This is a genomic window from Microbacterium sp. BLY (assembly GCF_017939615.1).
Classification (GTDB): domain Bacteria; phylum Actinomycetota; class Actinomycetes; order Actinomycetales; family Microbacteriaceae; genus Microbacterium.
Map to the genome: position 1 here is coordinate 441,887 of NZ_JAGKSR010000001.1, position 20,420 is coordinate 462,306.

Here is a 20,420-nt window from a genome sequence, read left to right on the forward strand (position 1 = left end):
GGATCAGCGCCCCGAGACCTTGCCGAACAGCTTGGCGATCGGCGCGAGCACCAGCGGACGCGCGGCGACCCACGCGATCGCGATCACCACGAGCGAGGCGATGAACACCCAGAACCCGGTCCACGTCGCGGCGTCCTGTGCGGCGAACATGTGGTTGAGGTTGCGCAGGAATCCGGTCAGCATCACCAGCGCGACGTGCGCGATGATGAACGCCACGAAGTACAGCATCACCGGGAAGTGCAGGGCGCGGGCCCATTCCACCGGGTACGCCTTCGACAGGCGCTCCGCCTTCTTGGGCCACAGCCCCGACATGCGGAATCCGGTGACGGCCGCGAGCGGCGCCGCGACGAAGACGGTGACGAAGTAGGCCAGCTGCTGCAGGCTGTTGTAGTTGTTCCAGCCGTTCTCGTGCGGCCAGTCGAACGAGATGTACTGCAGCGCCGCCGACAGCGCGTTCGGGAACACCTCCCAGCTCGTCGGCACGATCCGCACCCAGTGGCCCGTGGTGAACAGCAGCACCACGAAGATCACGCCGTTCAGCAGCCACAGGATGTCGAGGGCCTGATGGAACCAGAGGTTCAGGCTGATCTTGCCCTTCGGGTTGTTCCGCGGCGTCCAGAACACGCTCGGCCGCTTCTCGGTGCGCACCTGCAGACCGGATCGGATGATCAGAACGATGAGGAACATGTTGAAGAAGTGCGCCCAGTTGACCCACGGCGCGAAGCCGGGCTCGACGGGGATCGGCGGCTCGTACTCGCCGGGGTAGGCGGCCAGGAAGTCCTGCAGGAAAGGGAGGCTCAGCAGCGCGCGGACGAGGGCGACGGCTGCGGCGGCGAGCACGCCGAGGGCGGCGGCGCCGAACAGCGCCGCGATCGCCTGGGTCCAGGTCGGACGCCGGCGAGCGGTCGGGGCGGCGGCCGGAAGGTGTCGGGGGGCACGACCGTCCCAGACCGTGCGGGTCCAGGGCAGCGGCGTGCTGATGTCGGCCGCGGGCGCCAGGGCGGTACCGGGGGCGGCGGGCTCGGCAGGCGGCGCCGCCGGAGACGGCGTCTCCCGGATCAGCGCGGCATCCGGCGTCACGGCCGCGGCCGTGGCCGCTCGCGCGGGCGCGGTGCCGGCAGGCGGCCACGGCTCGCCACCCGGCACACGAGGCAGTCCGCGGCGGACGCTCTCGCCCCCGGCGGAGGTCGTCGGAGCGGGCACCGCATCGGACGCCGGGTCCGACGTCGGCGAGGCAGCGGTCGAAGCGGACGCGGGCGCCGCAGGTGCGGGCGGCGTCGGCGCGTCAGCGGCGGTGGGTGCGGCCTGCGCGGCCGCGCCCGGAGCCGCGGCGGGTCCGGGCGACGCCGCGGACGGCGGCCACGGCTCGCCACCGGGAACGCGCGGCAGGCCGCGACGGAGCGCCGGGGGCGGCGCGGCGTCCGGTGTCGCGGCCGGAGCAGTGTCATCCGGCGCGTGCGGCACCGAACGGTCCTCGGCGCGCTCCGCCGGCGTCGCGACCGGGGTCGCCGCCGGCGCGTCGACGGCCGCGGTCACCCCGGACGGCTCGACCGCATCGACGGCATCGACGGTCACGTCGGCGGGCGGCCACGGCTCGCCCCCCGGCACCCGCGGAAGCCCGCGGCGCAGCACCCGCGTCGCCATGACTACTTCTTCCGCGCCTCGAGCGCGGCGATCACCTGGGGCACGATCGTGAACACGTCGCCGACGATCCCGAAGTCGGCGACGTCGAAGATCGGCGCCTCCGGATCCTTGTTGATCGCCACGATGTTCTTCGACGTCTGCATGCCGGCACGATGCTGGATCGCCCCGGAGATGCCCAGCGCGACGTACAGCTGCGGCGACACCGAGACCCCGGTCTGCCCCACCTGGTGAGACTGCGGGATGTAGCCCGCGTCGACGGCGGCACGCGAGGCGCCGACCGCGGCCCCGAGGGCGTCGGCGAGCTCCTCGACAAGCACGAACTTCTCCTTCGAGGCGAGTCCGCGACCGCCCGAGACGACCCTGGTCGCCCCGCGCAGTTCGGGCCGCGACGAGGTGGCCTCGACGGCCTCGACCGGACCAGCGGTCGCCGCGACCGCACCCGAGGGGACGACCGCAAGCTGCTCGACCTGCGGGGAGGCGACCGCCTCGGCCCTGGCCTCCACCGCACCCTGGCGCACCGTGACGACGAGCGTGCCGTACGTCGCGGCCGCGTCGACGAGGTACGCCCCGCCGTACACCGAGTGGTGGGCGACGATGCCCTCGTCGTCGCGGGAGACGCCGACCGCATCCACGGCGAGAGCGCTCTTCGTCCGCACCGCGAACCGCCCGGCGACATCGCGGCCGGAGATCGAGTTCGAGATGAGGACGGCCGCGGGCTGCACCTGCGCGGCGGCGGCCTGCAGCGCGTCGACGATCGGGACCGTGAGCGCCGTCGGGTCGCCGTCGGCCGTGAGCACGACGGCGGCACCGGCCTCCGCCGCCTGGGCGACCGCGGCGTCGGAGCCGCCGACGATCAGCGCGACCGGCGTGCCGATGCCCGCCGCCGCGCCCAGGAGTCCGGCCGTGCTGCTGGCCGGCGCGCCGGACGGGTCGACGTCGAGGAGGACGAGGATCGGGTTCTCGGGGTACGCCATGTCACACCAGCCTGTTCTGCACGAGGAACTCGACGAGCTTCTCGGCGGCATCGCCCTCGTCGGTGATCTTCACTCCGGCCGCCCGCGGGGGCTTCTCGGAGACCGCGGTCATGATGGTGCGCGGAGCGAGCGCCGGGTCGGCCGACACGTCGAGGTCGGCGAGGGACAGCACCTCCAGCGGCTTCTTCTTCGCCGCCATGATGCCCTTGAAGTTCGGGAAGCGCGCATCGGGAAGAGCCTCGGTGATCGAGATCACCGCGGGCAGCGGGGCGGTCACCTGCTGGCCGCCCGCGTCGGAGCCCCGGCTGCCGGAGACGCCCTCGGCCGCAATCTCGACGGCGGTGAGCGCGGTCGCCTGCGCCCAGCCGAGGTGCTCCGCGAGCATCGCGGGGATGACGCCGCCGGAGCCGTCCGTGGACAGATTGCCGGTGATGACGAGGTCGGGGGCGCCGCGGCGGATCGCCGCGGCGAGCACCTCTGCGGTCAACCCCAGGTCGGCTCCGCTGAGCTGCTCGTCGACGATGTGGATAGCGGAGCCGGCACCGATCGCGAGGGCGCGGCGCACCGATGCGGTCGCGCTCTCCGGCCCCATCGTGAGGGCGACGACCTCCGTGCCGTCGTTCTTGTCGGCGTAGGCCAGGGCGACCTCGAGAGCGCGCTCCGTGATCTCGTCGAGGACCACATCCCCGGCGCCGCGTTCGGCGAGTCCGGTCTCGAGATTCAGCGTGCGATCGCCATAGGTGTCCGGCACCTCTTTGACCAGGACGAAGATCTTCATCGAATGCTCCTCACGACACGCTGAGTCTATCCGCACGCTCTTCTATGTAGCCAAAGGCAGAGGGTTCCCCCGGTCGAGACCCCGATTTCCGCCGCGAATGTATACATAGTCGACAGACGCCGCGCGGTGCCCGGCGGTGGCGTCCGCGACCGCCCTCCGCCGGTACCGTAGAGACGTGGTCCGACCCCGCCCGCTTCCCGTCGACCCGCTCGCCGAGGCGAAGCGGCAGTGGATCGCGCACGGCTGGACCGATGCCGCGGACGGCATGACCGTCGTCACCTCGGTGATGCGCGCCCAGCAGCTGCTGCTCGCCCGCGTCGAGGCCGCACTCAAGCCCTTCGCACTGAGCTTCGCGCGATACGAGGTGCTGCGCCTGCTGGCCTTCAGCCGCGCCGGACGGCTGCCGCTGTCGAGCGTCGTCGCGCGCCTCCAGGTCCATGCCACCACCATCACCAGCACCGCCGAGCGCCTCGTGCGCGACGGCCTCGTGGTCCGCGAACCGCACCCGCACGACGGACGCGCCGCGATGCTCGCCCTGACCGATGCCGGCCGCGACCTCGTGGAGCGAGCCACCACCGCCCTCAACGCCGACGTGTTCGCCGACCCCGGCATGAGTGAGGCCGACGCCGCCGAGCTCGTCGCCATCGTCGCCCGCCTGCGCCGCGACGCTGGCGACTTCATCGATCCGCGGCCGCTGCCCGAACCGCTCTGATGCCCCGGTTCGAGCTCGAGACGGTGATCGCGGCACCCCCCGCAGTCGTCTTCGCCGCTGCGCTCGACCCGGAACTGCACCTGCAGTCCATGGCGCGCTACGACGAGACGATGATCGAGGAACCCGCCGGCGGCGTGTTCACCGAGGGGTCCACGGTCACCTGGCGCGCGCGGCACTTCGGCATCCCGTTCCGCCTCCGCTCCGTGGTGTTCGACATCGATCCGCCACGCCGGTTCACCGACCGGCAGATCGCCGGTCCGTTCCGCGAGCTTCGGCACGAGCACGTGTTCGAGGAGCATCAGCGCGGGACGCTCATGCGCGACACGATCGTCTTCCGGTCGCCGCTCGGCCCCCTCGGGCGCCTCGTCGACGCCCTGATCCTCGGCCGCTACATGGAGCGGCTGATCGCGGAACGCAACACCGCGCTCGTCGCCGCGATCGAGGACGGCGGGCGTACTCTTCCTGCATGAGCGAACTGCGCGTGCACACCGTCCTCACCCGCCGCGGTCCCGCGGCGGCGATCCTCCTCACCGACGAGCAGGTGGCCGCGTTCGGCGCGGGAAAGACCTTCCCGGTCGCGGTCACGATCGGCGGTCGCACCGCGCGGCTGCGGCTGGCCCGCATGGGCGGCGAGAACATGATCGGCCTCAGCAAGGCCGCGCGCGCGGACCTCGGGGTCGAGATCGATCAGGAGGTGGACGCGGTGATCCGGCTCGACACCGCGGAACGGACGGTCGAGGTGCCGCCCGAGCTGGCCGCCGCCCTCGACGCCGACCCCGCCGCGCGTGCGGCGTTCGACGCCCTCTCCCCCTCCGCGCGCAAAGAGCACGCCCGGGCGGTCGCCGACGCCAAGCAGGAGGCGACCCGCGAGCGCCGCATCGCCAAGATCATGGAGACCCTGCGCGGCTGATCGTTCACAACTCAGGAGATCTGCGGCGCACAGCCACGTGCAACCGCCGAACGGCGGTTCCGCCACCGATTCTCCTGAGTTGTGAACGGCGGTCAGCGGTTCTGGAAGTCCGGCGTGCGCTTTTCGCGGAACGCCGCCATCCCCTCCTTCTGATCGACCGTGTCGAACAGTGCCGCGAACGCCTGCTTCTCGTGGGCGAGGCCGTCGGACAGCGTCGTCTCCATCGCCGCATCCAGCGCGGCCTTGGCCGCGTACACCGACGGCAGCGACTTCGACGCGATCGTCTCGGCCAGCGTCGTCGCCTCGGCGAGGAGCTCGGCGGCGGGGACGACCCGCGACACGAGGCCGGAGCGCTCAGCCTCCTCCGCTCCCATGAACCGGCCGGAGAGCACGAGCTCCGCCGCCTTGTAGTACCCCACCGCACGGATGAGTCGCTGCGTGCCGCCCATGCCGGGGATCACACCGAGGTTGATCTCGGGCTGCCCGAACTTCGCGGTGTCCGCGGCGAGGATGATGTCGCACATCATCGCCAGCTCGCAGCCACCGCCGAGCGCGAACCCGGACACCGCGGCGATAACCGGCGTGCGCACGGCGGCGAAGTCGTGCCAGACGCCGAAATGGTCGGTCTCGAGCATCTCCGCCGCGGACATGCCCTCCATCTCCTTGATGTCGGCGCCCGCGGCGAAGGCCTTCTCGGACCCGGTCACCACGATCGCCCCGACGCCGTCATCCGCGTCGAAGGCCTGCGCGGCCGCGGTGACCTCCTCGGCGAGCCGACTGTTCAGCGCGTTGAGCGCCTCCGGACGGTGGAGGGTGATCCATCCCACCCGGCCCCGCTGCTCCACCAGGATCGTCTCGTACTCGGCCATCGCTTCCGCCTTCCTCTCGTCTGTGGTCCACCCTCCCCTTCGAATCGCCCGATCGGTCGCATTTCGGCCCGATTCGGGACCGATTGCGCGATTCGAAGCGAGAGGGTCAGCCGCGGATGTCCGTGATGATGCCGGAGAAGTCGCGGCCCGCGCCCTCGCCGGCGGCGTAGGCCGCGTAGAGCTCCTGCGCCAGCCGCCCCATCCGGGCGTCCGTCGACGTCTGCTCGATCGCCTGCAGCGCCAGGCCGAGATCCTTCGCCATGAGGGCTCCCGCGAACCCCGGCTGATAGTCCCGGTTCGCGGGGCTCGTGGGCACCGGACCGGGCACCGGGCAGTTCGTCGTGATCGCCCAGCACTGCCCCGACGCCTGGGACACCACATCGAACAGGGCCTGGTGCTCGAGCCCGAGCCGCTCGCCCAGGACGAACGCCTCGGCCACGGCGATCTGCGACACCGCGAGGATCATGTTGTTGCAGACCTTCGCGGCCTGACCGAGCCCCGGTCCGCCGCAGTGCACGATCCGCTTCCCCATGATCTCCAGCAGCGGCAGCGCCGCGGCGAAGTCGTCGTCGGAGCCCCCGACCATGAACGCCAGCGTCCCGGCCTCCGCCCCGACAACGCCGCCGGAGACCGGTGCGTCGATGTGCCGGTGGCCCGCGGCGAGCGCGAGCGCATGGGCGGCCCGCGCCTCGTCCACGGCGATGGTCGACGACTCGATGAACAGGGTGCCGGGGCGCGCGGCCGCCAGCAGCTCGGTGCGATAGGCCTCGATGACGTGCTTCCCCGCCGGGAACATCGTCACCACGACCTCCGCGTCCGCCACCGCCTCCGCGCCGCTCGCCGCCACGGGGATCCCGGCCGCCCGCGCCGCCTCGATGGCCGCGGGCACGAGGTCGAAGCCGTGCACCTCGTGTCCGGCGGCGACGAGGTTCCTCGCCATCGGCAGCCCCATGTGCCCGAGCCCGAGGAAGGCCACGCGGGTCATGACGCGCTCCGCATCGACGTCGACCCCGCGGGTCGCAGCATCTCCCGGCCGACGATCAGACGCATGATCTCATTCGTCCCCTCGAGGATCTGATGCACCCGGAGGTCGCGGACGATCTTCTCGATCCCGTAGTCCTGCAGGTAGCCGTAGCCGCCGTGCAGCTGGAGGGCGCGGTTGGCGACCTCGAAGCCGGCGTCGGTCGCGAAGCGCTTCGCCATCGCGCAGCGCATCGTCGCATCCGGCGCCTTCTCGTCCACCGCCTGCGCGCCGTCGCGCACCATCAGCCGCGCGGCCTGCAGATCTGTGCGCATGTCGGCGATCGCGAAGAGGATCGACTGCTTCTCCGCCAGGGGCTCGCCGAACGCGACGCGCTCGTGCACGTACTGCACGGCCTTGTCGAGCGCGGCCTGCGCTCCGCCGAGCGAGCACGCCGCGATGTTGAGGCGGCCGCCGTTGAGCGCCGACATCGCGATCGCGAAACCGCGCCCCTCGTCGCCGAGCATCGCGGACGCCGGGACGCGCACGCCGTCCATGATCACGGGCCGGGTGGGCTGCGCGTGCCACCCCATCTTCTTCTCCGGGGCGCCGAAGCTGAGGTTCTCCGCGTCGCCGGGCACGAGGAAGGCACTGATCCCCTTGGCTCCCGGCTCGCCGGTCCGCGCCATGACGACGTACACCGCGGCCTCACCGGCTCCGGAGATGAACTGCTTCACCCCGGTCAGTACATACTCGTCGCCTTCACGGACGGCGCTGGTCGCGATGTTCGCCGCGTCGGATCCGGCCCCGGGCTCGGTGAGGCAGTAGCCGCCGAACTCCTGCATGGCGGTGAGCGACGGCAGCCAGCGCGACCGCTGCTCGTCGTCCCCATAGGTGTCGATCATCCACACCACCATGTTGTGGATGGAGATGTAGGCGGCCACGGCGGGGTCGGCCTTGGCGAGCTCCTCGAAGATGGCGACGGTGTCGACGCGGGTGAGGCCCGTGCCGCCGAACTCGTCGCTCACGTAGATCCCGCCGAGGCCCAGCTCCCCGCCGCGCCGGAGTGACTCCCGCGGGAACAGGTGCTTCTCGTCGCGCTCGGCGGCGAACGGGGCGAGCTCCGCGTCGGCGAACTCGCGCACGGCGTCGAGGATCGCTTCGCGCTCTTCCTCGGTGGTGGTGATGGTGGTCATGGTCATCGCTTTTCCTCAGTGCATGGTCGGGATGACGAAGCTCGCGCCTTCGCGCACGCCCGACGGCCAGCGGCTCGTCACGGTCTTGGTCTTCGTGTAGAAGCGGAAGGCGTCGGCGCCGTGCTGGTTGAGGTCGCCGAAGCCGCTGCGTTTCCAGCCGCCGAACGTGTAGTACGCGATCGGGACGGGGATGGGCACGTTCACGCCCACCATCCCGACCTCCACGCGGGCGGCGAAGTCGCGGGCCGCGTCGCCGTCGCGCGTGAAGATGGCGACGCCGTTGCCGTACTCGTGCTCGGAGGCCATGCGCAGCGCCTCCTCGTAGTCGGCGGCGCGGGCGATCACGAGCACGGGGCCGAAGATCTCCTCGCGGTAGATCGCCATGTCCGTCGTCACGTGGTCGAACAGGGTCGGTCCGAGGTAGAAGCCCTCCTCATGCCCGGGGACCGTGAAGCCGCGGCCGTCGGCGAGCAGCGTCGCGCCCTCGTCGATCCCCTGCTGGATGTAGCCCTCGACGCGTTCGACGGCTGCCCGCGTGACCAGGGGCCCGTAGTCGACGTCCGCCGCGAGGGAAGGGCCGACCCGCAGCTGAGCGACGCGTTCGGCGAGCTTGGCGGCGAGGGCGTCCGCGGTCTCCTCACCGACCGGGACGGCGACGGAGATCGCCATGCACCGCTCCCCCGCGGAGCCGTAGCCGGCACCGATGAGGGCGTCGACGGCCTGGTCGAGGTCGGCGTCCGGCATCACGATCATGTGGTTCTTCGCTCCGCCGAAGCACTGGGCCCGCTTGCCGTGAGCGGCGGCAGTGGCGTAGATGTACTCGGCGATGGGCGTAGAGCCGACGAACCCGACCGCGCGGATCCGGTCGTCGGTGAGCAGTGTGTCCACCGCCTCCTTGTCGCCGTGCACCACGTTGAGGACGCCGGCCGGCAGCCCCGCTTCGAGGAACAGCTCGGCGAGACGCACCGGCACCGAGGGGTCGCGCTCACTGGGCTTGAGCACCACGGCGTTGCCGGCAGCGAGCGCGGGACCGGCCTTCCACAGCGGGATCATGGCGGGGAAGTTGAAGGGCGTGATCGCCGCGACGACCCCGAGCGGCTGCCGCATCGAGTACACGTCGATGCCCGCCCCGGCCCCGGTGGAGTACTCCCCCTTGAGCAGGTGGGGTGCGCCGGCGGAGAACTCGATCACCTCGAGACCGCGCTGGATGTCGCCCTTGGCGTCGTCCACGGTCTTGCCGTGCTCGCTCGCGAGGAGCTCGGCGAGCGAGGTCATCTCCTGCTGCACGAGGTCGAGGAACCGCAGGAGCACACGGGCGCGCTTCTGCGGGTTGGTCGCGGCCCAGCCGGCCTGCGCCTCCTCGGCATTCGCGATGACACGGCTCACCTCCTCCGCGGATGCGAGCGGCACGCGGGCCTGCACCGCCCCGGTGCTCGGGTCGAAGACGTCGGCGAAGCGGCCGTCTTCGGGGGTGACATGCGTTCCGCCCACGAAGTGCGGGATAGTACGGGTCATTGTGCGACATCCCTCCGTGCCGTCTTTGGCACATCGGCGAGTTTACTCCGACGACCATGAAAATACGAGGACGTCCTTGTATTTGTCGTCGTCGCCCGCGCGAACCGCGCTTCCGCCCGTTCGCCCGCCGTTCACCGGCCGGACATCCGGGCCGGTTACAACTGCAGATGCACGGCACAGACTCAGACCGGATCGGGTAGTCGCGTCTCCCGTGCGCATGGTGAGCACTCTGGCTCCCGAGACCCCCGCCGAATCGGGTCGGCGGGGGTCTTCTCTTCGTTTTCGAATCGCGCGAATGGCGGCATCCAGCCCGGATTCGGCGCCAGTCGCCCGACTCGAAGGAGAACTAGAATCGACTGGCGCCGCCACCCTGGCGCATCCCCCCGCGTCCGCACCCCGACGCCCCACCCACCCCGAGGACCGCACCATGTCCGTTGCCGAGCCCGTCACCGTCTCCATCCGCCGCGAAGTCGACCCGGAGCGCATCGCCGAGGCCACCGCGTGGGTGCAGACCGGGGTGAACCTCGCGACGAAGTACCCCGGTTTCCTCGGCTCGGGCTGGGTGCGCGCCGGCGAGGACTCCCAGGTGTGGCACATGCTCTACCGCTTCGCGAGCGAGGAATCGCTCACCGCATGGGAGCAGTCCGGCGAACGGACCTGGTGGCTGTCGATGGGCCAGGGCTTCGTGCGCAGCGAGCGCTCCAAGCGCCGGTCCGGCATCGAGGGCTGGTTCGACGAGCCCTCCACCGGCTCCCTCCCCGTGGTCGACGCGGACGGCTCCACCAGCACCGTGACCGTCGCCCCCGCGCCTCCGCGGTGGAAGCAGGCCGTGTCGATCTGGCTCGGCTTCTTCCCCGTGAACCTCGCCTTCACCTACGCCATGAGCCCGATCCCCGGGTGGGACGCGCTGCCGCTGTGGCTGCGGATCCTCACCACGACCCTCGTGCTCACCCCGATCATGACCTATTGGGTGCTGCCGTTCGTCACGCGCTCCCTGCGGAACTGGCTCGCCCGCTAGCAGCGCACCGCCGTCGTCACGCGCCGGACTCCGTACCCGGGGTGACACCCTTCTTCGCCGGTTCCACGAGCGACAGCGGATCAGCGATGTCCTCCAGCGACTTGCCGGCGGCGCTGACGCCGAAGACACCGCACACGACACCGCCGAACATCATGATCGCCGCACCGAGCACGTAGCCCCAGAACAGCGGACCGCGGTCGCCGGACTCCGCGCTCGCACCGATCAGCGCACCGTAGAGCACCGGGGCGACGGCGCCGACGAGCTGCCCGATCGAGAAGACGTACGAGATCACCTGGCTGCGCAGCTCGAGCGGGAAGATCTCGCTCACCGTGAGGTAGGCGGCGGACGCTCCGGCCGAGGCGAAGAAGAACGACGCGCACCAGAACGCCGTGTGGGTGCCCGCGTTCAGCACGCCCGCGTTGAAGAGGAAGGCGCTGACGAGCAGGATCAGCCCCGCGAGCACATAGGTGCCGAACAGCATCCGGCGCCGCCCCCACGTGTCGAAGAAATGGCCGAGGATGAGGGCACCGGCGAGGTTGCCGACCGCGAAGACGATGAAGTACTGCGACGCGGACGCCGGCGGGGTGTCGTAGAAGTTCTCCAGAACGAGCGCATACGTGAAGAAGATCGCGTTGTAGAGGAACGACTGCGTCACCATCATCGTGATGCCGACCAGGGTGCGCCGCGGGTACTTCTTGAACAGCACCTTCGCGATCACGAGGAAGGGGACGCTGCCGTACTCCTTGACCGTGATGGCTTTGCTCTCGTCGACGGGCTCGATCGTCTTGCCCTCCGTGCGGATGCGCTCCTCGATCTGGTCGACGTTGCGCTCCGCCTCCTCCTCGCGACCGTGCGTCATCTGCCAGCGCGGGCTCTCCGGGATGTGCCGCCGCAGCCAGATGATGAGCAGGCCGAGGATCGGGCCGACGAAGAAGCTCAGCCGCCAGCCGATGTCGGCGGGCAGGATGTCGGTGTTGAGGAAGAACATGTTGGCCACGGCGCCGAGGGCCGCACCGCCCCAGTACGTGCCGTTGATGGCGATGTCGACGCGGCCGCGGTACTTCGCGGGGATGATCTCGTCGATGGCCGAGTTGATGGCCGCGTACTCGCCGCCGATGCCCGCCCCGGCGACGAAGCGCCAGATGTAGAAGAACCAGGGGGCGAACGCGAGGCCGGCGACGGCCGAGCCGACGAGGTACACGCCGAGGGAGAGCAGGAAGAGGTTCTTGCGGCCGAGGCGGTCGGCGAGGCGGCCGAACACGAGCGCGCCGAACACCTGGCCGAGCAGGTAGCAGGTGCCGGCGAGGCCGACCTCGGCCGGGCCCATCCCCAGCGTCTGCGCGTACCCGTTGGCCGCGACGATCTGCACCTCGAGGCCGTCGAGGATCCAGGAGAACCCGAGTCCGACGACGATCATCCAGTGGAAACGCGACCAGGGGAGCCGGTCCATGCGCGCGGGGACGAGCGACCGGACCTCCTTGACGGTGACGTCGGACGCGGACATGGGGCCTCCTTCTCGCGGGACGGTCGTCCGTCCCGGATCCGGTTTACTCCTCCCCGAAATCCGCCGCATCCGCTTGACCCCGGAGCGTCGGCACGCTACTGCATCGAATCGCGCGAATGGCTCCCTCCCGGGCGAGAATGGAGCCAATCAGGCGATTCGAACGGAGGTGGGGGGATGTCCGGCATCCCTGCGACGAAGGATCAGCTCCTTGCCGCCATCGAGACGTCCTATGCCCGACTGTCCGACGACCTCGACCGGGTACCTGCGGCCCGCGTCCGGGAGAAGGTGCTCCCGGGGCACGCGGCCGGCACCTCGATCAGCCCCGCCGATCTCGTGGCCTACCTCATCGGCTGGAACGAGCAGGTCCTCATCTGGAACGAGCGCCGCGCCGCCGGCCTCCCCGACGAGTTCCCGGCGCCCGGTGCGGCGTGGAACGACCTCGGGGCACTCGCGCTCCGCTTCTACCGCGAGCACGAGCACGAGTCCTGGGACGACCTCCGCGCCCGCCTCGACGACGCCGAACGCCGGATCGTGGAGCTCGTCCGCGACCGCTCGGAGGAAGAGCTCTACGGCGCCCCCTGGTACCGGCGGTGGACGCTCGGACGCATGATCTCGCTCAACACCTCGTCGCCGTACGCGAACGCACGGGGCCGGCTGCGCCGCTGGCTCCGTACGCTCTGAACGCCGTCAGCCGGCCACGCGCCGCTCGTCGGGGCCGTCGTAGTGCGACAGCGGGCGGATCAGGGCGTTCGCGCCCGCCTGCTCGATGACGTGGGCCGTCCACCCCGTCACCCGCGCCGCGACGAACAGCGGCGTGAAGGTGAGGGTGTCGAAGCCGATGAGGCTGTACGCGGGACCGGACGGGTAGTCGAGGTTCGGGTGGATCCCCTTGCGCTCGACGAACTGCGACTCCAGCGCGTCGTACAGCTCGGCGACGTCCTCCCGGCCGTAGTGCGCGACGAGGGTGTCCAGCGCGGCCTTCATGGTCGGCACGCGGGAGTCGCCGTTCTTGTAGACGCGGTGCCCGAAGCCCATGATCTTGCGCTTCTCCGCGAGCGCCTTGTCGAGCCAGGCCTCGACGGCGTCCGCCGACCCGATCTCGTCGAAGATGTGCAGCACGGCCTCGTTCGCCCCGCCGTGCAGCGGGCCCTTGAGCGCACCGATGGCGCCGACGACCGCGGAGTAGATGTCGCTGAGGGTCGAGGTGATGACCCGCGCGGTGAACGTCGAGGCGTTGAAAGAGTGCTCGGCGTACAGGATCATCGAGCGGTTGAACGCGTCCACCACGACCGGGTCGGCCTCCTCGCCGAACGTCATCCAGAGGAAGTTCGCGGAGTAGTCGAGGTCGTCGCGCGGGGCGATGAGCTCCTGTCCGCGGCGACGACGCTGACCGTACGCGACGATGGCCGGCAGCGCGGCGAAGAGTCGGATGCTGCGCGCCAGGTTCTCCTCCGGGCTCCCGCCGGCGTCGAGCACGGAGCCGCCCGCACCCGGGTCGGACGCGCCGATGAGGCTCACGGCCGTGCGCACCTCGTCCATCGGATGCGCCTCGAGGGGCACGAGGTCGATGGCGGCCTTGACGTTGTCGGCCAGGGCGCGGTGCTTCCGCTCCTCCAGCCGGAACGCGGCGAGCTCATCGCCCGTCGGCAGCTCCCCGTTCCACAGCAGGTACGCCACGGCCTCGAACGACTGCGTGTCGGCGAGCTCCTGCACAGGATAGCCGCGGTAGAGCAGGCTGTTCGTCTCGGGGTTGACCTTCGAGATCGCGGTCGTGTCGACGACGACCCCCGCGAGGCCCTTCTTGATGTCCGGCTCGGTCATGGTCACTCCTTCGTGTACTTCGACTCGTCGCTGCGCTCCTCGCTCAGCAACCGCGTCGTGTGTCCGCTTCGCTGCGCTCAGCGACCGGTGTTGTCGAGTGTGAAGTTGAAGACGCCGGAGTCGAAACGGTTGTACGACTCGTAGTCGATCAGCTCGTAGAGGTCGGCGCGGTGCTGCATCTCGCCGAGCTTCGAGGTCAGGTGCCCCTCGTCGATCAGCGTATCGAGCGCGCGGCCCGCCGCCCCCATCGCGATCCGCAGCAGCGACACCGGCCAGATGACCATGCGCACCCCGGCGTCGCGGAGGCTGTCGACGGAGAACAGCTCGCTCTTGCCGAACTCCGTCATGTTCGCCAGGATCGGCACGTCCAGCGCCTCGGCCATCGCCTCGAATTCGCCGAGCGTGCGCATCGCCTCGGGGAAGATCGCGTCGGCCCCCGCGTCGACGAGGGCTTTCGCCCGGTCGATCGCCGCGTCCAGACCCTCGATCGCACGGATGTCGGTGCGCGCCATGATCAGGAAGTTCTCGTCACGGCGGGCATCGGCGGCCGCGCGGATCCGCTTGATCGCGGTGTCCTCGTCCACCACGGCCTTGCCGTCGAGATGGCCGCAGCGTTTCGGGTTGACCTGGTCCTCGATGTGCGTGCCGGCGAGGCCCGCATCTTCGAGCTCCTGGATCGTGCGGGCGACGTTCATCGGCTCACCGAAGCCCGTATCGGCATCGACGATCGCGGGCAGTTCGGTCATGCGGGCGATCTGCTGGGCGCGCCCGGCGACCTCGGTCAGCGTGGTGAGGCCGATGTCGGGCAGGCCGAGGTCGGCCGAGAGCACGGCGCCCGAGATGTAGACGCCCTCGAACCCCTTCTCCTCGATGAGCCGGGCACTCAGCGGGTTGAACGCCCCGGGGAACCGCAGCAGCTCCCCGGAGGCCAGCCGTTCCCGGAACAGGCGCCGCTTCTCGGCCGGCGTCGTGGTGGAGTACAGCATCAGTTGCTCCTTCGTGATCGTGCGTCGACAGGCTCAGCATGCTTCGACAAGCTCAGCAACCCAGCGGTGCGTCGACAGGCTCAGCAACCCAGCTGGATGGGTACCTGAGCCTGTCGAAGGGCATCAGAACAGACCCGCCGGGGCGTCGGCGTCGTCGAGCAGACCCGGCTTCGCGACGATCGACAGCTCGGCGACCTCGGCGGCCGTGAGCTCGGGCAGGCGCTGCACGAGCTCCAGGAACCGCTCGATCTCGGCGGGCTCGAGCACGGGCTCCGCGAGCAGACGGAACTTGGCGATGTAGTCCTCCCGCGCGAACGGGCGCGCGCCGAGCGGGTGGGCGTCGGCGACGGCGATCTCGTCGACCACGGTCGACCCGTCGGTGAGGCGGATCTCGACGCGGCCACCGAAGGCCTTCTCGTCCGGGTCCTCCGAGTGGTAGCGGCGCGTCCACTCCGCGTCCTCGGCCGTGGTGATCTTGTGCCACAGCGCGACGGTGTCGGGGCGTCCTGCGCGCTCCGGGGTGTACGAGTCGACGTGGTGCCAGCCGCCGTCCTGCAGCGCCACCGCGAAGATGTACGGGATGGAGTGGTCGAGGGTCTCGCGGGAGGCCGTCGGGTCGTACTTCTGCGGGTCGTTCGCGCCCGAGCCGATCACGTAGTGCGTGTGGTGGCTGGTGTGCAGCACGATCGACGCGATGTTCGCGGGGTCGCGGAGGGCCGGGTTCGCGGTGCCGAGCTTGCGCGCGAGATCGATCCACGCCTGCGCCTGGTACTCCGCGGAGTGCTCCTTCGTGTACGAGTCGAGGATCGCGCGCTTGGGCTCACCGGCGGCGGGCAGCGGCACCTCGTAGGCCGCGTCCTTGCCGTCGAGCATCCAGGCGATCACGCCGTCCTCGCCTTCGTAGATCGGCGCAGGGCTCGTCTGTCCGCGCATCGCCCGGTCGACCGCCTCGACGGCCATCTTCCCGGCGAAAGCCGGGGCGTGCGCCTTCCAGGTGGAGATCTCGCCCTTGCGGCTCTGGCGCGTGGCGGTCGTGGTGTGCAGCGCCTGGCCGACCGCCTGGTAGATCGTCTCCACGTCGAGGCCGAGCAGCGTGCCGATGCCGGCGGCGGCGGACGGGCCGAGGTGCGCGACGTGATCGATCTTGTGCTTGTGCAGGCAGATCGCGCGCACGAGGTCCATCTGGATCTCGTAACCGGTGGCGATGCCGCGCACGAGCGCGCGGCCGTCCTTGCCGGTGTGCTGCGCGACCGCGAGGATCGGCGGGATGTTGTCGCCCGGGTGCGAGTACTCCGCGGCGAGGAACGTGTCGTGGTAGTCGAGCTCGCGCACCGCCACACCGTTGGCCCAGGCCGCCCACTCCGGGCTGGTGCGGCGGTCGAGCGGGGTGCCGAACAGGTTGGCGCCGGCGCCACCGGTGGAGACGGGGTGGCTGAACGCCTGCGCGCGGGCCGCGACGATCGGCGCGCGGGTGAGGGAGGCCGCGGCGACGGCGGCGTTGTCGATGATGCGGTTGATGATCATGTCGACGACGGGCTGCTCGACCTCGACCTGGTCGGCCGCGACCTCGGCGATCTTCCACGCGAGCTGGTCTTCGCGGACGAGGTTCTCGGAGCTGGCGTGCACGCGGACGTGGTGGGTGACGGTCATGAGTGTCCTTCACTGTCGGGGAGGGAGTCGAGGATGCCGGTGAGCGCGTTGTGCAGGTGCACGTGCGTGGCATGGGCGGCGAGGTCGCCGTCACGGGCCGCGAGCGCCTCGGCGATGGTGCGGTGCTCGGCGGCGGAGGCGGCGAGCCGGGCGGGATTGTCGCGCGCCATCCGTCGCACCCGGACGAGGTGGGTGCGGACGGTGCGCAGCGCCGCGGCGATGTAGTCGTTGGCGACGGCGGCGTCGAGAGCCGCATCGAATCGCGCGATCAGGGCGTAGTAGGCATCGCGGCCCTCCGCCCTGGTGAGGTCCACGTGGGCGAACTCCGCGGCGAGCGCGGCGAACACGCCGGCGTCCCCGCGGACCGCGGCGAGCCGGGCGGACGTCTCCTCCAGCGCGCGGCGGATCTCGAACAGGGACCGGATGTCGTCGGCATCGAGGTCGGCGACGACCGTGACGCGCGGCGACTGCTGCACGACGAGGCCGTCGGCGGCCAGGCGACGCAGGGCTTCCCGCAGCGGGGTGCGGCTCACGCCGAGGCGCTCGGCCTGCTCCACCTCGCCGAGCACGAAGCCGGCCGGCAGCTCCCCGGACTGGATGCCGTCGAGCAGTGCCGCGTAGGCACGATCGCCCATGGACGTGCGCTCGACAGGGAGAACCATTCCGCCAGTGTATACATAAAAGGGCCCCTTCGGTCGACTTCTCGGGCGCGGGCGGTCAATTCGTATACATAGTTCCGACCCGACCCACTTCCCCACCCGGGCACGACTTCGGAGAGCGCCGGGGACACGCCGCACGGCGCCGCCTGGGGCCGGCGTGTCGGCTCCGAGCTCCGAAGTCGTGTGCGCGGGAGGGGGCTCAGGCTGCGGGGCGGGGCTCGCCGAGCTTCACCACGACTACGCCGATGAGCACGAGCACGCCACCGACGGCCTGCAGCGGACCGGGGAGCTGACCGAGCAGGAGCCAGCCGAAGAGCAGGGCCGCCACGACCTCGGCGAGGGCGACGAACGAGGCCAGGCGCGAGCCGAGCATCCGTGTCGAGACGATGCCGAGCACATACGCGAGGGCCGTCGCGATCACGCCGATCGCGAGCACCGGCACGAACCAGGGCACCGCGCCGAACCGATAGTCGACGTCGGCCGTCGTCCACGCGAACGGCAGCACGCCGATGAGCGCGGCGAGGCTCAGACCTACGGCACCGAGCAGCAGCCCACTGCCCGCGAGGGCGATCGGCGGGATCCCGGTGTCGGCCCGGGCGGACAGCACGAAGTAGCTCGCCGCCCCCACCATCGCTCCGAGCGCCCAGAGGACACCGACGACATTCACCTGCGCGCCGGTGAGGATGTCGAGCATGAGGACGAGCCCGACGAAGGCGATGCCGGCACCGAGGACGCTGCGCCGCGTGGGACGCTCGCCCCGGCGCAGCCAGAGCCAGAGGAGCACCGCGACCGGGGCGGTGTACTCGATGAGGAGCGCGATCCCGACGTCCATCACCGCCACGGCCTGGAAATAGCAGAGCTGGGTGGCCGCGACGGCGAGGAGGCCGTAGGCGGCGACCATCCCCGCGTTCTGCCGGAGGGCGCGCCACCGCCCCCGGAGCGCGAGAAGAGTGGGGACGAGCAGCACGAGCGCCGCGACCCACACCCGCACTGTGACGGCGGCGCCCGGCGTCCATCCCGCGTCGATGAGTCCGCGCGCCCACGCTCCGGAGGAGCCGAAGGCGAAGGCGGCGGCGAGGGCGAGCGGGAACCCGAGCCGCACGCCGGTCCGGGTCCGGACGGCGTCATCAGCCACAGCGCTCATGGGAGATGACGCTACGCGGACGGGAGTAAGCTGTCAACATGGTCTTCACCGATGACACCGAGGATGCGCTGCGCGCCGCCGTCTGGCTCGCGAACTCGGCGGAAGAGCCGGACACCCTCGTCGACATCGACGACGAGAAGACCTTCCTCCAGGTGTTCCCATACACGGGACGGGTCGACCGGGACGCGGTGGAGCTCGACGACCTCCGCGCTCTGCGCCCGCGGCTCCGTGCCATGCTGCTGGCTCCGCGCGACGAGATGGCCGCGCACGTGAACGCCGCCCTCGCGGAAGTGCGTCTGACCCCGCGGCTCGTGCGTCACGACGAGCTGGACTGGCACCTGCACGGCCTCGCCGATGAGCGCCCGCTCGCCGAACGCGTGCTCGTGGAGACGGCGATGGCCCTGATCGACGTCATCCGCACGGACGAGGGCTCTCGCCTCACCGTCTGCGCGGACGAGACCTGCCAGGCGATCGCGCTCGACCTCTCCCGCAACCGCTCCAAGCGCTACTGCTCGACGAGCTGCGCCAACCGCAACGCCGTGGCCGCCTACCGGGCCCGTCGCGCCGCGGGCTGACCCGCCGCGCCGCCCCGCTCGCTCGACGCACGGACGCCCCGCGTGCGAGTGGGACCTGATGCTGCCCGCTCTTCACAAACGATTATCGATTAGTGTAGTGTCGCGAGCGGCCCTCCCTCATGCATCAGGAAAGGATCAACGATGATCAAGGCCCGAGTCCTCCCCCTCGCCGGGATCGCGGCGGTATCCGCCCTCGCCATCGCCGGCTGCTCGACCAGCGCCGGCGACGGCGGTGACGCGGACGGCGATGTCACCGTCCGCATGCTCGTGAACGTCACCCCCAACCTGACCGAGGAGTTCTGGAACGACCTCGTCGCCCCGTTCGAGGACGCCAACCCGAACATCGACGTCGTCATCCAGAACCCGGGCGCGGAGGGCGTCGAAGCCGCCGTGCCGCGTCTGCTGGCCGCCGGCGACGCCCCCGACGTCGTGCAGTCCATCGCCCCGACGACCAAGCTCGCCCCCGAGCTCGTCGACCTCTCCGAGTACGAATGGGCGTCGTCCGGCCCGCTCGCCGACCAGTACTCGATCGACGGCAAGAACTACATGGCCGGCATCGGCGTGCAGCTGCAGAGCCTCTTCTTCTACAACAAGACCGCGTTCGAGGAGGCGGGCATCACCGAGGTGCCGACCACGGTCGACGAGCTCACCGAGGCCCTCGGCAAGCTCGCGGACGCGGGCTGGACCCCCGTCCAGACCGGCGGCGACTGGATGACCAGCCACACCCTGCAGGCGCTCGGACTGCCGACGATCATCGCCGACGACCCGGACTGGTTCCAGAACATGTCGTCGGGTGACGTCACCTTCAGCGAGACCTACGGCGACGCGGTCGAGACCTACGCGGACTGGGTGTCCGAGGGGTACATCCCCGGCGACGCCCTCGGCATCAAGTACCCGGATGCCGAGCAGGCCTTCCTCTCCGGCAAGACGGCCGTGTATTCGATGGGCAGCTGGTTCGCCGGCACCCAGGCGCAGGCCGCGGACTCGGCCGACATCGGCGTCTTCCGCGCCCCCGCGCTGAGCGCCGACGAGCAGCCCGCGATGGGCGCCAACATCGCCAGCCCGTACTCGATCCTCAAGGCGAGCAAGAACCAGGACGCCGCGGCGAAGCTCATCGAGTTCCTCACCACCGACCAGACCGCGGTGAGCGAGCAGCTCGCGGTCGACGGCAACTTCCGCGACGGGTACGAGTACGACATGACCCCGCTCGGCGAGGAGCTGCTGCAGATCGTCGCCGACACCCCCGCGGAGGCCTACACGCCGACCGGCGGCGGCTACGGCGAGCGCACGCTCCCCGACGGCTACGCGGGCGAGATCAACACCCAGACCCAGGCCCTCCTCGGCGGCGCGCCCGCCGACCAGGTGCTGAAGGCCATGGACGACTGGTTCGCCGCCAACGCCGGCTGACCCTCGAGGCGCCGGAGACCCCTCGTCTCCGGCGCCTCCCCGGCGCGGCCCCGCGCCCTCCCCCGAACGCGCCACCGAGAACGAGAGTGCCGCCCGC

Annotated in this window: 20 protein-coding genes; 7 read left to right on the forward strand and 13 right to left on the reverse strand. The window is 70.8% G+C overall.

Features of this window, described 5'->3' with window-relative positions:
* Positions 1 to 3: 3 nt before the first annotated feature.
* The 3 genes from KAF39_RS02390 to KAF39_RS02400 are packed head-to-tail and all read right to left on the reverse strand — an operon-like array spanning position 4 to position 3,396.
* Positions 4 to 1,644, reverse strand: coding sequence for a cytochrome b/b6 domain-containing protein (locus tag KAF39_RS02390; RefSeq protein ID WP_210675789.1), 1,641 nt, complete (start codon positions 1,642 to 1,644; stop codon positions 4 to 6).
* Positions 1,645 to 1,646: 2 nt separating this feature from the next.
* Positions 1,647 to 2,618 (reverse strand): electron transfer flavoprotein subunit alpha/FixB family protein, encoded by a 972-nt coding sequence (locus KAF39_RS02395; protein WP_210675790.1) that lies wholly within the window; start codon positions 2,616 to 2,618, stop codon positions 1,647 to 1,649.
* Between the two features lies 1 nt (position 2,619).
* Positions 2,620 to 3,396 (reverse strand): electron transfer flavoprotein subunit beta/FixA family protein, encoded by a 777-nt coding sequence (locus KAF39_RS02400; protein WP_210675791.1) that lies wholly within the window; start codon positions 3,394 to 3,396, stop codon positions 2,620 to 2,622.
* A 175-nt stretch (positions 3,397 to 3,571) separates the two neighbouring features.
* Here KAF39_RS02400 and KAF39_RS02405 point away from each other — a divergent pair, with 175 nt between their 5' ends.
* The 3 genes from KAF39_RS02405 to KAF39_RS02415 are packed head-to-tail and all read left to right on the forward strand — an operon-like array spanning position 3,572 to position 5,018.
* On the forward strand, positions 3,572 to 4,108 hold the full coding sequence (locus tag KAF39_RS02405; protein WP_210675792.1) for a MarR family winged helix-turn-helix transcriptional regulator: 537 nt from the start codon (positions 3,572 to 3,574) through the stop codon (positions 4,106 to 4,108).
* Positions 4,108 to 4,578, forward strand: a complete 471-nt coding sequence (locus KAF39_RS02410; protein WP_210675793.1) for an SRPBCC family protein — start codon at positions 4,108 to 4,110, stop codon at positions 4,576 to 4,578. Before KAF39_RS02405 ends, KAF39_RS02410 begins: the two co-directional genes overlap by 1 nt.
* Positions 4,575 to 5,018 carry a YdeI/OmpD-associated family protein gene (locus KAF39_RS02415; RefSeq protein ID WP_210675794.1) on the forward strand — a complete coding sequence of 148 codons (444 nt, stop codon included), beginning with the start codon at positions 4,575 to 4,577 and terminating at the stop codon, positions 5,016 to 5,018. Before KAF39_RS02410 ends, KAF39_RS02415 begins: the two co-directional genes overlap by 4 nt.
* A gap of 92 nt (positions 5,019 to 5,110) precedes the next feature.
* Here the strand turns inward: KAF39_RS02415 and KAF39_RS02420 are convergent, their stop codons facing one another.
* The 4 genes from KAF39_RS02420 to KAF39_RS02435 form a co-directional block, all read right to left on the reverse strand.
* A complete protein-coding gene (locus KAF39_RS02420) occupies positions 5,111 to 5,887 on the reverse strand; it encodes an enoyl-CoA hydratase-related protein (RefSeq protein WP_210675795.1) in 777 nt (258 codons plus the stop codon).
* Positions 5,888 to 5,993: 106 nt separating this feature from the next.
* Positions 5,994 to 6,872: a 3-hydroxyisobutyrate dehydrogenase gene (gene mmsB, locus KAF39_RS02425; RefSeq protein WP_210675796.1), complete on the reverse strand. Its 879-nt coding sequence runs from the start codon at positions 6,870 to 6,872 to the stop codon at positions 5,994 to 5,996.
* Entirely contained in the window at positions 6,869 to 8,050 is a 1,182-nt protein-coding gene (locus KAF39_RS02430; RefSeq protein WP_210675797.1) for an acyl-CoA dehydrogenase family protein, read from the reverse strand. The genes mmsB and KAF39_RS02430 overlap by 4 nt, the downstream gene beginning before the upstream one ends.
* A 9-nt stretch (positions 8,051 to 8,059) precedes the next feature.
* Positions 8,060 to 9,559, reverse strand: coding sequence for a CoA-acylating methylmalonate-semialdehyde dehydrogenase (locus KAF39_RS02435; RefSeq protein WP_210675798.1), 1,500 nt, complete (start codon positions 9,557 to 9,559; stop codon positions 8,060 to 8,062).
* A gap of 427 nt (positions 9,560 to 9,986) precedes the next feature.
* On the opposite strand from KAF39_RS02435, the gene KAF39_RS02440 reads away from it, so the two are divergent.
* Entirely contained in the window at positions 9,987 to 10,577 is a 591-nt protein-coding gene (locus tag KAF39_RS02440) for an antibiotic biosynthesis monooxygenase (RefSeq protein ID WP_210675799.1), read from the forward strand.
* 16 nt (positions 10,578 to 10,593) lie between these two features.
* Here KAF39_RS02440 and KAF39_RS02445 read toward each other — a convergent pair whose 3' ends face one another.
* A complete protein-coding gene (locus KAF39_RS02445) occupies positions 10,594 to 12,081 on the reverse strand; it encodes an MFS transporter (RefSeq protein ID WP_210675800.1) in 1,488 nt (495 codons plus the stop codon).
* A gap of 174 nt (positions 12,082 to 12,255) precedes the next feature.
* On the opposite strand from KAF39_RS02445, the gene KAF39_RS02450 reads away from it, so the two are divergent.
* Positions 12,256 to 12,762, forward strand: a complete 507-nt coding sequence (locus tag KAF39_RS02450) for a ClbS/DfsB family four-helix bundle protein (protein WP_210675801.1) — start codon at positions 12,256 to 12,258, stop codon at positions 12,760 to 12,762.
* Positions 12,763 to 12,768: 6 nt separating this feature from the next.
* Here KAF39_RS02450 and KAF39_RS02455 read toward each other — a convergent pair whose 3' ends face one another.
* The 5 genes from KAF39_RS02455 to KAF39_RS02475 all read right to left on the reverse strand — a co-directional run bounded on the left by KAF39_RS02455 (position 12,769) and on the right by KAF39_RS02475 (position 18,341).
* A complete protein-coding gene (locus KAF39_RS02455; RefSeq protein ID WP_210675802.1) occupies positions 12,769 to 13,902 on the reverse strand; it encodes a bifunctional 2-methylcitrate synthase/citrate synthase in 1,134 nt (377 codons plus the stop codon).
* 77 nt (positions 13,903 to 13,979) lie between these two features.
* On the reverse strand, positions 13,980 to 14,888 hold the full coding sequence (gene prpB / locus KAF39_RS02460) for a methylisocitrate lyase (protein ID WP_210675803.1): 909 nt from the start codon (positions 14,886 to 14,888) through the stop codon (positions 13,980 to 13,982).
* A gap of 123 nt (positions 14,889 to 15,011) precedes the next feature.
* The gene (locus tag KAF39_RS02465; protein WP_210675804.1) at positions 15,012 to 16,538 is read right to left on the reverse strand and encodes an MmgE/PrpD family protein; all 1,527 of its coding nucleotides are present in this window, start codon (positions 16,536 to 16,538) and stop codon (positions 15,012 to 15,014) included.
* The gene (locus KAF39_RS02470) at positions 16,535 to 17,200 is read right to left on the reverse strand and encodes a GntR family transcriptional regulator (RefSeq protein ID WP_210675805.1); all 666 of its coding nucleotides are present in this window, start codon (positions 17,198 to 17,200) and stop codon (positions 16,535 to 16,537) included. The genes KAF39_RS02465 and KAF39_RS02470 overlap by 4 nt, the downstream gene beginning before the upstream one ends.
* 196 nt (positions 17,201 to 17,396) lie before the next feature.
* Entirely contained in the window at positions 17,397 to 18,341 is a 945-nt protein-coding gene (locus KAF39_RS02475; RefSeq protein ID WP_246878207.1) for a DMT family transporter, read from the reverse strand.
* 38 nt (positions 18,342 to 18,379) lie between these two features.
* Between KAF39_RS02475 and KAF39_RS02480 the strand changes: the two genes are divergently transcribed.
* Both KAF39_RS02480 and KAF39_RS02485 read left to right on the forward strand, forming a co-directional pair.
* The gene (locus KAF39_RS02480; protein WP_210675806.1) at positions 18,380 to 18,916 is read left to right on the forward strand and encodes a CGNR zinc finger domain-containing protein; all 537 of its coding nucleotides are present in this window, start codon (positions 18,380 to 18,382) and stop codon (positions 18,914 to 18,916) included.
* Positions 18,917 to 19,057: 141 nt separating this feature from the next.
* The gene (locus KAF39_RS02485) at positions 19,058 to 20,323 is read left to right on the forward strand and encodes an ABC transporter substrate-binding protein (protein ID WP_210675807.1); all 1,266 of its coding nucleotides are present in this window, start codon (positions 19,058 to 19,060) and stop codon (positions 20,321 to 20,323) included.
* Positions 20,324 to 20,420: the final 97 nt, after the last annotated feature.

Excerpts from the sequence above, each read along its gene's own strand:
- KAF39_RS02430 (WP_210675797.1), bottom strand. The coding sequence starts at position 8,050 with ATGACCATGACCACCATCACCACCACCGAGGAAGAGCGCGAAGCGATC.
- KAF39_RS02410 (WP_210675793.1), top strand. The coding sequence starts at position 4,108 with ATGCCCCGGTTCGAGCTCGAGACGGTGATCGCGGCACCCCCCGCAGTC.
- KAF39_RS02475 (WP_246878207.1), bottom strand. The coding sequence starts at position 18,341 with ATGAGCGCTGTGGCTGATGACGCCGTCCGGACCCGGACCGGCGTGCGG.
- KAF39_RS02415 (WP_210675794.1), top strand. The coding sequence starts at position 4,575 with ATGAGCGAACTGCGCGTGCACACCGTCCTCACCCGCCGCGGTCCCGCG.
- KAF39_RS02390 (WP_210675789.1), bottom strand. The coding sequence starts at position 1,644 with ATGGCGACGCGGGTGCTGCGCCGCGGGCTTCCGCGGGTGCCGGGGGGC.
- mmsB (WP_210675796.1), bottom strand. The coding sequence starts at position 6,872 with ATGACCCGCGTGGCCTTCCTCGGGCTCGGGCACATGGGGCTGCCGATG.
- KAF39_RS02480 (WP_210675806.1), top strand. The coding sequence starts at position 18,380 with ATGGTCTTCACCGATGACACCGAGGATGCGCTGCGCGCCGCCGTCTGG.
- KAF39_RS02435 (WP_210675798.1), bottom strand. The coding sequence starts at position 9,559 with ATGACCCGTACTATCCCGCACTTCGTGGGCGGAACGCATGTCACCCCC.
- KAF39_RS02465 (WP_210675804.1), bottom strand. The coding sequence starts at position 16,538 with ATGACCGTCACCCACCACGTCCGCGTGCACGCCAGCTCCGAGAACCTC.
- prpB (WP_210675803.1), bottom strand. The coding sequence starts at position 14,888 with ATGCTGTACTCCACCACGACGCCGGCCGAGAAGCGGCGCCTGTTCCGG.
- KAF39_RS02400 (WP_210675791.1), bottom strand. The coding sequence starts at position 3,396 with ATGAAGATCTTCGTCCTGGTCAAAGAGGTGCCGGACACCTATGGCGAT.
- KAF39_RS02455 (WP_210675802.1), bottom strand. The coding sequence starts at position 13,902 with ATGACCGAGCCGGACATCAAGAAGGGCCTCGCGGGGGTCGTCGTCGAC.
- KAF39_RS02395 (WP_210675790.1), bottom strand. The coding sequence starts at position 2,618 with ATGGCGTACCCCGAGAACCCGATCCTCGTCCTCCTCGACGTCGACCCG.
- KAF39_RS02445 (WP_210675800.1), bottom strand. The coding sequence starts at position 12,081 with ATGTCCGCGTCCGACGTCACCGTCAAGGAGGTCCGGTCGCTCGTCCCC.
- KAF39_RS02450 (WP_210675801.1), top strand. The coding sequence starts at position 12,256 with ATGTCCGGCATCCCTGCGACGAAGGATCAGCTCCTTGCCGCCATCGAG.
- KAF39_RS02470 (WP_210675805.1), bottom strand. The coding sequence starts at position 17,200 with ATGGTTCTCCCTGTCGAGCGCACGTCCATGGGCGATCGTGCCTACGCG.
- KAF39_RS02420 (WP_210675795.1), bottom strand. The coding sequence starts at position 5,887 with ATGGCCGAGTACGAGACGATCCTGGTGGAGCAGCGGGGCCGGGTGGGA.
- KAF39_RS02485 (WP_210675807.1), top strand. The coding sequence starts at position 19,058 with ATGATCAAGGCCCGAGTCCTCCCCCTCGCCGGGATCGCGGCGGTATCC.
- KAF39_RS02440 (WP_210675799.1), top strand. The coding sequence starts at position 9,987 with ATGTCCGTTGCCGAGCCCGTCACCGTCTCCATCCGCCGCGAAGTCGAC.